Source organism: Acidovorax delafieldii 2AN, assembly GCF_000175235.1.
GTDB classification, from domain to species: Bacteria; Pseudomonadota; Gammaproteobacteria; order Burkholderiales; family Burkholderiaceae_C; genus Acidovorax; species Acidovorax delafieldii_B.
The window spans coordinates 1-9,216 of sequence record NZ_ACQT01000147.1 but is presented as its reverse complement, the minus strand read 5'-3'; the positions used below and the strand labels follow the sequence as shown (position 1 = coordinate 9,216).

The following is a 9,216-nucleotide window of genomic DNA, read 5'->3' as shown; positions in this document are numbered from 1 at the left end:
ACGCGGTAGAACGCGTCTTCGACCGGCGCGGCCACGGCCGTTGGTAGAGCGGCGGGTGTGAAGCTGGCGGCCGCTGTGCCGCAGACCGGGCAGTTCATGCCGCCCATGGCGTGGGTCGGCGGGGTATCGGGGTTTTCTCGCGAATGCGAACTGCCCTGCGTGGAGCAGATGTCGCTCCACAGGGCCTGCTGCTGCAGCATCTGCCCCAGATGTGCTGTGCTCACCTGCGCGAGCCAGAACTGGGCGAACAACGCCAGCAGGGCCAGCGCCATGGCGGGCAGCCGGTTGCCGCGAGAAGAGCGCAGGGGGCGGGGTGTCACGCCGCGCATTCTCGCGGCGTTGGCGGGTGGCGTCCTTGTTCTGCATCAAGAGCACCCGGATGGCGAGGCTGCCGCGGTGATGGGCCCATGCCAGCCCTGGCTGCGCGCTTCGGGTATTCTCGGGGCCCGGCTTCGCGCGCCCCGCTGCCACCTGCCACGCCCTGTTTTCTGTGCCCCCCGCTGCCATCGATCTCACCCGCATCCGTGCCGTAACGCTCGACCTGGATGACACGCTGTGGCCGATCTGGCCCACCATCACGCGCGCCGAGGCGTCCCTGCTGCAGTGGCTGGTCGCACACGCGCCGTCCACGGCGGCGCTGTATTCGAACACCGAGGCGCTGCGCGCCATTCGCAACCAGATGGTGGCCCTGCGGCCCGATCTGAAGCACGACCTGAGCGCCCTGCGGCGCGAATCGATCCGCCTCGCCCTCACCCAGGCGGGCGACGACGCGGCGCTGGCCGAACCCGCTTTTGAGGTCTTCTTTGCCGAGCGCCAGCGCGTGGAATTGTTTGTCGACGCCCATTCGACGCTCGCGTTTCTCTCGCAGCGCTACCCCGTGGTGGCTGTCTCGAACGGCAATGCCGATGTGCACCGCGTGGGCATCGGCCACTATTTCAAAGCCAGCATCAGCGCGCGGGAGTTCGGCGTGGCCAAGCCCGACCCGCGCATCTTCCATGCTGCGGCGAGCGCCGTGGGGGTGCAACCCCATGAGGTGCTGCATGTGGGTGACGACGCAACACTGGATGCGCAGGCGGCCATCAATGCAGGCATGCAGGCGGTGTGGCTGAACAGCACGGGTCAGGACTGGCCGCACGCACAGCCACCCCATGCCACGGTCGCCACCCTGACCGAGCTGTGCCGCATGCTGGAGGGGCTTGCGGCGCCTGCAAGCCAGCCCGCTTCTCCACGCCCCCATGCGCTGTAATCGACCGGCATTCTGCGGGCACCGCCCTCCCGCGCCGGTGCGCGGCATGGCGGAGGATTTCCGCAGCGGCACCGGTGCCGCCGGCATTGCCTTCGGAATGCCTTTGCGCGCCACACGCCGTCGCGCCGCCTACCGGCGTCGCTGCGTTGGCGGTGGCTGGGGCCCGCACTGGAGCGCGCTACATGCCCCGCGCTGACAAAACACCATGAACAGACGCTCGTCACCCCACAGAGACATCCTATGCCTTTGACCCCGCCCCCCCCACTGCCCGTTGTCCGAACCATCGGGCTGATGCAACCGCTTGCCTGGCTCGCGCTGGGCTGGCGGGACATGGCACGTGCGGGTTGGATCAGCTTCGCGCACGGGCTGGCGATGACGCTGCTGGGCGCCGCCATCATGGCCGTGGCCTACAACCGTTTCTGGCTGTTGGCCGGTGCGCTGTCGGGCTTTCTGGTGGTGGCGCCGGTGCTGGCCACCAGCCTGTATGCGCTGAGCCGGGCGCTGGAGCGGCACGAGCCGGCCAACATGACCGTGGTGCTGAAAACGTGGCTCAGCTGGCAGAGCAGCCACGCCGACAAACGGGGCAATGACTATTGGTGCATGGTGCAGTTCGGAGCCCTGCTGGCACTGGCTGCGACAGGCTGGGTCGTGACCTCGGCGGCACTGATCACCCTGTTGGCCCCGGTGCCCATCGAGACGCCGCGGGACTTTTTGCTGCATGTGGTGCTGGCCCCTGGCGGCGGACTGTTTGCGCTGTGGCTGGCCCTGGGTAGCCTCATGGCCGCACCCATCTTTTTGTCCAGTGTGGTGGCCATGCCTTTGTTGCTGGACCGGCGCGCCAGCCTGCGCCAGGCGATCCTGACGAGCTGGCAGGCGGTGTTGGCCAACCCGGTGCCCATGGCACTGTGGGCCGCGTTGATTCTGGGGTTCACCCTGCTGGGCCTGGGTTCGCTGCTGCTGGGGTTGATAGCAGTCATGCCCATGTTGGGCCATGCCAGCTGGCACGCCTACCGCGACCTGGTGGATGCGTCCAGCCTGCCGCTGCGTGAAGGCGAAAGCGCTGCGCCGATGCAAGGGGTGCGTCCATGATCTTTGGTTTCACCGAAGCGCAGATTTCGAGCTTCTTTCTCACCTACGGGGTGGGAGCGTTCATCCTCTACATGCTGTTCATCATCGGACAATTGGCCTGGGAGTCCAAGGCCGGCCGGTTCGGGACCTTCGTGCTGTTTCTGGGGCTGGGCGTAGGCTTCCTGGGGTTTCTGGCCAAGGTGGTCATCCAGTGGTGGATCGAGAAATAGGGCCAGCAGCCAGCAGGAACTGGTCCAAGGGACAGGCCACGTGCATGCCGGCATGGCTTGCATGTGGGCGGCGTGGGGGCGCGCAGCCCTCCTGGCGGAGCGGGCCGCGGGGCAACGCAGGCTTGCCTTGATGGCGCGGCAGGCGGTGCGCCCGGCGCGCGCTGCCTGCCGGAGGGCTTCGTCAGTCGGGCTTGACCTTGGCGCGCAGCAGCACTTTCTTCCAGCGCGCCTGTTCAGCCGCGATGAACTGGGCAAATTGCGCGGGGGTGCCGCCGATGGCTTCGGCTGCGTCGCCGCCCAGGCGCTCCAGCGAGGCCGGGGTCCTGACGGCTTTCATGGTTTCGGTGGACAGCTTGTCGAGATGGGCCGGCGCCAGATTGGCGGGCGCCAGCATGCCGTACCACTGGGTCATCTCGAAGCCGGGAAACCCCTGCTCGGCCACGGTGGCCACATCGGGCAGCTGGGGCAGGCGCTGGGCAGAGCCAGTGGCAATGCAGCGCACCTTGCCTGATTTGATGAAGGGCAGCATGGCGGCCGCGCCCACGGCGGATGCGTCCAGGCGACCGGAGAGCAGGTCGGTCATCATGGGGCCGGTGCCACGGTAGGGCACGTGCAGCATGAACAGGTCGGCCGTCATCTTGAGGTATTCAAACGCCAGGTGGCCGGCGCTGCCGTTGCCGGCCGAACCATAGCTGAACCGCCCCGGGTTCTTGCGCACATAAGCGATGAACTCCTTGAGGTTCTTTGCCGGTACGTCGGGGTGCACCACGTACAGGCTGGGCACTTTGGCCAGCAGGCTCACGGGCTTGAAGTCCTTGTTGGCGTCATAGGGCAGCTTGTCGAAGATGAAAGGGTTCACCGCCAGCGTGCCGATGTGGCCGAGGATCAGCGTGTGGTGGTCTTCCGCACGCGCGACTTCCGCCATGGCAATGTTGCCGGCCGCGCCCGGCTTGTTGTCCACGAACACGCTCTGCCCTAGCGTCTTGCTCAGTTCGGCCGCAGTGGAGCGCGCCACGATTTCCGAACTGCCACCCGGCGCAAAGGGCACCACGAAGCGCACTGCTTTGGTGGGCCAGGTGGCCTGGGCCCAGGATGTAGCGGGCAGCAGGCCGCCAAGGGCGGCTGCGCTGCCGGCGCCCAGCAACTGTCGGCGAGTGGGGGCAAAAGGGGGAAGTTGGTGCATGAAAAAAGTCTCCTTGGATGGGCTCCCGCATTGTGCGGCGAGATCGCCCGCCTCGTGCCTTCCAATCGCGGGTTTGGGGCCGCGCATGGCCATCTTCTCGGTCGGCGGGGCCGGGGTACCAACGGACGAGCCACTCAGGCTGCAGGTAGCGGCACTGGTTCGTCCGACCGTGCCAGCACGACCTTGTTGCGGCCGGTGTTCTTGGCCTCGTACAAGGCGATGTCGGCGTGCGCTAGCACGGCCAGCGCGTCACCGGTGATCGGAGCGACGCCCAGGCTCATAGTGACCTGGAGCGTGGCGCCATCGCCCACATGGATCTTGCTTTGTTCGAGTGCGCGGCGCAGCCGCTCGGCCACGCCGAGGGCTTCCTCGGCGGTGGTGTCGGGCAGCAGCACGGCGAACTCTTCGCCGCCCAGGCGGCCCGCCAGGTCGGTGGCACGCAGAAGATCCCCCCGCAGCAGACGCGCAAGGTGCACCAGCACCTCGTCGCCTGCCGCGTGCCCCCAGGTGTCGTTGACCCGCTTGAAATGGTCGAGGTCCAGCATGATGAGCATGCCGCCACGCCCGCCCATCGAGGGGCGCATGCGCTCTTCCTCGAGCCGGGCCATGAAGGCGCGGCGGTTGGCCAGCCCGGTGAGGGCGTCGGTGGTGGCCAGGCGCTCGAGGGTCTGCTCGTGGCGTCGCCGTTCGGTCACGTCCTTGGCGATCCACAGGCGGCCCTGGTGTTCGCCTTGGGGCTTGCGGATGGGAATGTACTGAATGCGCACCGTGCGTGCGTCGTTCAGCACGATTTCATATTCCGCCGCCACCGCATCGTTGTGGCTGGGGTTTCTGGACGGCTGCAGGGGGCGTGCCTCTGGTGGCATGAGGGATTCGAGCGCCTCGCGGCTGCAGCCAATCACGTCGGCGGCGCGCGAGGGCAGTCGAAAAACGTCGCACATGGCCTGGTTGACCACCACGGCCGACCCCGCCGCGTCCTGCACCAGCACCCCCCCCGGGAAGTGCTGGATGATCTCCAGCAGGTGGGCCCGTGCCGACGAAAGCGCCTCTTCGGCCTGCCGGCGCTCGGTGGTGTCCATGAGCGTCCAGATGAGGTTGCCCGCCGGCTGATCGGGGTCGAGCAGCGTGCCGCGCAGCGAGAACCAGCGCAAGGCCCCCGAGGCCACCCGCAGCTGGTATTCGCGGTACACCGAACCGCTGCGGCGCACCTCCTCGTCGGAGCGGACGAATTCTTCGTAGGCGGGTGTGTCGCGATGGATCCATTGCATGCTGCGGCCCTTGAGCGGCAGCCCGTCCTGCGAGAAGATCTCCTCGGCGCGCTGGTTGGCCAGTTCGATGGTGTAGCTGGGCGACGACACGAACAGTGCCGCCGCGGCATTGTCGAGCAGGGCATGCTGCAGCTGGCTGTCGGCGCGGCGCTGGCCGATGTCGGTCTGGGTGCCGATGATCAACGTGCCTGAGCCCAGGCTATCGTTAGCGGCGGTGGGTGCCACGTGGCCCCGGATTTCCACCCAGCGCCATTGGCCGTCCGCCGCGCGCAGGCGTACTTCCACATCGAAAAGTTCGCTCAGGGCCACCTGCCTTTGCAGTGCTGTGAACAGCGCCCTGCGCTGATCCGGGTGCACGAGTCGCTGCCAGGCGCGGAATGACAGGATGTGCGGCTGCCCCTCGTAGCCCAGCATCTCGAGACAGCGCGTGTCGAGCGAGATCATTCCCGTGGCGGTGTTCCACTCCCACAAACCGTCCTGCACCGCCGCCACGGTCAGGCGCAGCCGCTCTTCGCTGCGTCGCAGGGCTTCCGTGAATGCATGCTGTTCAGTGACGTCATGGAGGTAGCCATGCCACAGCGTCCCGCCATCGGCCTCGCGCTCGGGATTGGCTGAGCCTGCGAACCAGCGCACATCGCCGTTGGGCAGTATCTGGCGCCACTCGCAGTGCCATGCTGCCAGTGTGCGCGCCGACTCGGCAATGCTTGCCCTGACGCGATCGCGGTCGTCTGGATGGATGCGCACAAATGCGTGCTCGGCATTGAGCGCCGCGGCATCGGGCGCGATGCCCAGGGTGACTGTGATGCTGGAACTGGCATACGGGAAGTGACTGCTGCCGTCTGGATCGAGGCGGTATTGGTACACCGTGCCGGGGACCTGGGCCACGAGCTTGGCGAGGCGCTGCTGCAGTTCGGCGCGGGCTGCCTCGGCGGCATAGCGTTCGGTGGCATCGGCATAGGTGCCGGTGATGCGCTGCGGATGGCCGGGCGCGGCGCGCTGGATGATGCGACCGCAAACGTGAATCCAGCGCCACGTGCCGTCCTGGTGGCGCAGGCGCGATTCGGCGTCAAAGGTCTCGGTCTCGCCGCGCACGTGGGCGTCGAGGGCGGCACGCCAGGCGGCCCAATCGTCCGGATGCGTGCGTTCGTGCAGATTGGCCAGGCTGGGCGGTCCCTGTGAGGCCGGGGTGCCCAGCAGGTCGTGCCAGCGCTCGTCCACCTGGAAGTGCGCTTCGTCCGTGGTCCACTCCCAGGTGCCGAGTTTTCCGCCTTCCAGCGCGAGTTGGTAACGCTGTCGATGCCGTTCCAGCCGCATCTGAGACTGGCGCTGGCGCACGAACAGCAGGGCAATCCACAGGGCCGCCGCCATGGTCATCACCGTGCCCGCGGCATTCCTGATGCGGCTTTCGCGAATGCTGCGTTCGGTGGCTGCCAGCACGCGCGCGCGCTCGAGGCCCACGCTCACGATCAATGGATAGCCATGCAGGCGCTGCCACGCATAAAGACGTTCCGTGCCGTCGATGGGCGCTTTGGCCTGGTAGTGGCCGCGCACCTGTTCGGGGTGGACGAGAAAGTCGCGCTCGGGCGGGACGGAGAGATGGAGCACAGCCTCCTGCTGGTGCGAGCGAGCGAGGTAAGAGCCATCGGACCGCACCAGCAGCGCCACGTCCTTGCCTTCGGTGAACACTTCGCGGAAATGGGAGGAGAGGTAGTCGGGGGCAATCGACAGCACCACCACGCCCTTGAACTGCTCCCCATGGAGCACCGGGTACGTGAATTGCACCGACCATTGGCCCGACACCCGCCCCAGCACCGGGCGGCTGATGTACAGGCGGGGCTCGGCGCGCAGGACATGCGCCCGGAAGTGCTCGCGGTCAGCAATCGAGACCAGCGCCGCCTGGGGCGGCAGTGCGCGGTCAAGGCTGGAGTAGACGATCTCGCCTGCCGCGTTGGCGATGGCAATCTGGGCAATGCTGCCCTTGGGAAAACTGGAGAGAGCCGTACCCACGGCCAGCGGGAAATACTGCTTCGGCTCGGCCTCGTAGGTCATCGCAAGGCTGCGCGCCAGGTATTCCAGCCCGCCGACCAGGGTTTCAACCTGCGTTGCCATGGTGGCGGACATCTGGGTGGCCCGCAGTTGCGCCTGGTTTTCGGCAAAAGCCCTTTGATCACGCTGCTGGGCCAGAAGCTGGCCCCAGTAGATACCGCCACAAACGAGGACCAACGCCAAAGCTGCCGCTATGCGCCACAACCCGGTCGCGCGGGAAGCCGGTTGGGGATGCAGAACGGTGTCGGGGAACGTGGAGAGGCGGTCAAATGGCTGCATCTGCAGCTATTTTATTGCAGAAGATGCATATGGTTACATTAAATGGGAAATAGGACCACGCAAGGAGGGGGCCATTTTTCCCAGGCCGGGCGTGGCTGGGGCGCCTGGTTGCGCGGCCGGTGCGGGTGATTTGCGGTGCCCTGGGGGAATGGTGCCCAGCGTGACCCAGTGGAGTGGCCATGGCATCGGAAAGTAGTCTGGCCACTGAACATCGAGCTCCGAGCTCCGAGCTCCGAGCTCCGAGCTCCGAGCCCCGAGCCCCGAGCCCCGAGCCCCGAGCCCCGAGCCCCGAGCCCCGACAGCCGCTCCCTGACGGCCGCCCACAGACATTTTGGCCTGGGGTGGCCGTGGGCCGGTGGTGGGCGGCAGCCTGGCGGGTTAGGGCGAATTCAAAGCGCAGCGAGGGTGCGGCGCTTCAGGCCAAGGCCATGGATGCTGCGCAGGGGAGCAAGGCGGCAGCCGCCACGGGCCAGTTCGCACTGTTTTGCCGGATGCGTTGCCGCCCCAAAGGGTCAAAGGAGTCAAAAGCATCAAGCGCAAGGCGCCAAACGAACGGGAGTGGCGGCTCCAGCGGGGCTTGGCAGCGCCGCGAACGGCCCTTGGGGATCGCCCCTGAAGAAAGGACTGCGCAAGCCGAGCCCCCCGTTGTTCCTGGCCATGGCACGGCCTCGGAGTCGTCAGGGGCTGGATGGACGCAGTTCGCGTGGCCTTTGCTGTGAAAAAAATAGCGCAAGCAGGTTCTTAGCCCGCCGTGCCAGGTGGCGCTGCTGCGCGCACGAGCTGTTCAGCGACCGCCGTGCCGCTCAGCACTGCGCCCTCGAGCGTGGCGGGGTAGGGGCCCTCGACATAGTCGCCGCAGGCCCAGAGGCCTTCGCACAACGCCAGCGGGGGGCGCTGCAGGCCGGGGATGCAGGCGAAGGTGGCCCGTTTTTCAACCACGGTCTGCACGATGCGCAGGCCCTGCAACCCGGCCTGTTCGCGCGCCTGCTCCAGGACGCCCTGTTCCAGCGTGGCCCGGTCGCCCTCACTGGCACTGACAACGAAAGCCAGCAAGCCGGCGGGGCCGCCGAGTTGGCCGCGGTCGAACACGAACTGTGCCGGGCGGCCTTCGCAGGGCCGCAGCGCCAGCATGGGTTGCGCGAGCACGGCCGCCTGTGGCGTGGGGTGCATCTGGGCATAGACGGTGGCGATGGCCGTGAAGCGCAACGCCTCGGCCGTGGCCGCCCAGCCCTGCAATGCGGTGGCCGCAGGTCCTGGCAGCGCGGCAAACGCCGAGCGAACCAGGCGGGCCGCCTCGGTGCTGGTGGATGCCAGCACCACCGCATCGAAGGGCGCGCCGTTCACCCGCCAGCCGTTGGGCGCCCGCTCGATGCCGAGCACCCGCTGGCCGGTGCGCACCTCGCCACCATGCGCCTGAAGCCACCGCGTGGCCGATTCGGGAAACAGAGTGCCCAGGTCGGCGCGGGGCAGCAGCAGGTTGGATCCGCCCCGGCCGCTGAACAGGCTGTCTTTCAGCACCCGCAGGAAGACCTGGCCGCTGGCCTGCGCCGCCGGGGTGTTGAGGGCGGAAACGCAGAGCGGGTCGATAAATTCCTGCAGCAGCTTGGCTGGCAGCGCCGCGCACAGTTGTGCCACCGAGGCGCTGGGCGCGCAGCGGAATCCCCGCAACCGCCATGCCACGGCGGTACGCAACAGCGCCACCTTATCGCCCGTGCTCCAGCCCCGTGCCCGCGCGATGCCCAACAGCGCGTCCCAGGGCGGCGGCAGGTCGGGCAGGCGCAGGCCTGTGCCGTCCGGGAAGGTGAGGGCCAGCGGCACGCGCAGCAGGGCCCGGTCCACATCCACTCCCACCGTGCGCATGAGGCGCAGGCTCTCGGCATAGGCGCCGATCAGGAT

At 67.7% G+C, this 9,216-nt stretch carries 7 protein-coding genes; 3 read left to right on the top strand and 4 right to left on the bottom strand.

All coding sequences use genetic code 11. From position 1 onward, the window contains the following. Positions 1–320, bottom strand: a 320-nt coding sequence (locus ACDELDRAFT_RS15515) for a DUF2946 family protein (RefSeq protein ID WP_198403256.1), incomplete at its 3' end; no start/stop codon positions are given. 170 nt (positions 321–490) lie between these two features. Between ACDELDRAFT_RS15515 and ACDELDRAFT_RS15510 the strand changes: the two genes are divergently transcribed. From ACDELDRAFT_RS15510 to ACDELDRAFT_RS15500, 3 genes are all read left to right on the top strand, one after another. Then, the gene (locus ACDELDRAFT_RS15510) at positions 491–1,246 is read left to right on the top strand and encodes an HAD family hydrolase (protein WP_005798476.1); all 756 of its coding nucleotides are present in this window, start codon (positions 491–493) and stop codon (positions 1,244–1,246) included. Between the two features lie 240 nt (positions 1,247–1,486). Next, positions 1,487–2,335 (top strand): DUF2189 domain-containing protein, encoded by an 849-nt coding sequence (locus ACDELDRAFT_RS15505; protein ID WP_005798475.1) that lies wholly within the window; start codon positions 1,487–1,489, stop codon positions 2,333–2,335. Further along, on the top strand, positions 2,332–2,544 hold the full coding sequence (locus ACDELDRAFT_RS15500) for a DUF2788 domain-containing protein (RefSeq protein ID WP_005798474.1): 213 nt from the start codon (positions 2,332–2,334) through the stop codon (positions 2,542–2,544). The genes ACDELDRAFT_RS15505 and ACDELDRAFT_RS15500 overlap by 4 nt, the downstream gene beginning before the upstream one ends. 181 nt (positions 2,545–2,725) lie before the next feature. On the opposite strand, the gene ACDELDRAFT_RS15495 is transcribed toward ACDELDRAFT_RS15500, so the two are convergent. From ACDELDRAFT_RS15495 to ACDELDRAFT_RS15485, 3 genes are all read right to left on the bottom strand, one after another. Beyond that, positions 2,726–3,727, bottom strand: a complete 1,002-nt coding sequence (locus ACDELDRAFT_RS15495) for a Bug family tripartite tricarboxylate transporter substrate binding protein (protein WP_005798473.1) — start codon at positions 3,725–3,727, stop codon at positions 2,726–2,728. 134 nt (positions 3,728–3,861) lie between these two features. Beyond that, positions 3,862–7,104 (bottom strand): diguanylate cyclase, encoded by a 3,243-nt coding sequence (locus tag ACDELDRAFT_RS15490; RefSeq protein ID WP_232504792.1) that lies wholly within the window; start codon positions 7,102–7,104, stop codon positions 3,862–3,864. Positions 7,105–8,061: 957 nt separating this feature from the next. Continuing rightward, positions 8,062–9,216 (bottom strand): hydroxysqualene dehydroxylase (locus ACDELDRAFT_RS15485; RefSeq protein WP_005798471.1); only part of this gene is annotated, 1,155 nt, incomplete at its 5' end.

What these genes read in the sequence shown, in the direction of transcription:
- ACDELDRAFT_RS15505 (WP_005798475.1), top strand. Translation starts at nt 1,487, where the DNA reads ATGCCTTTGACCCCGCCCCCCCCACTGCCCGTTGTCCGAACCATCGGG.
- ACDELDRAFT_RS15500 (WP_005798474.1), top strand. Translation starts at nt 2,332, where the DNA reads ATGATCTTTGGTTTCACCGAAGCGCAGATTTCGAGCTTCTTTCTCACC.
- ACDELDRAFT_RS15495 (WP_005798473.1), bottom strand. Translation starts at nt 3,727, where the DNA reads ATGCACCAACTTCCCCCTTTTGCCCCCACTCGCCGACAGTTGCTGGGC.
- ACDELDRAFT_RS15490 (WP_232504792.1), bottom strand. Translation starts at nt 7,104, where the DNA reads ATGGCAACGCAGGTTGAAACCCTGGTCGGCGGGCTGGAATACCTGGCG.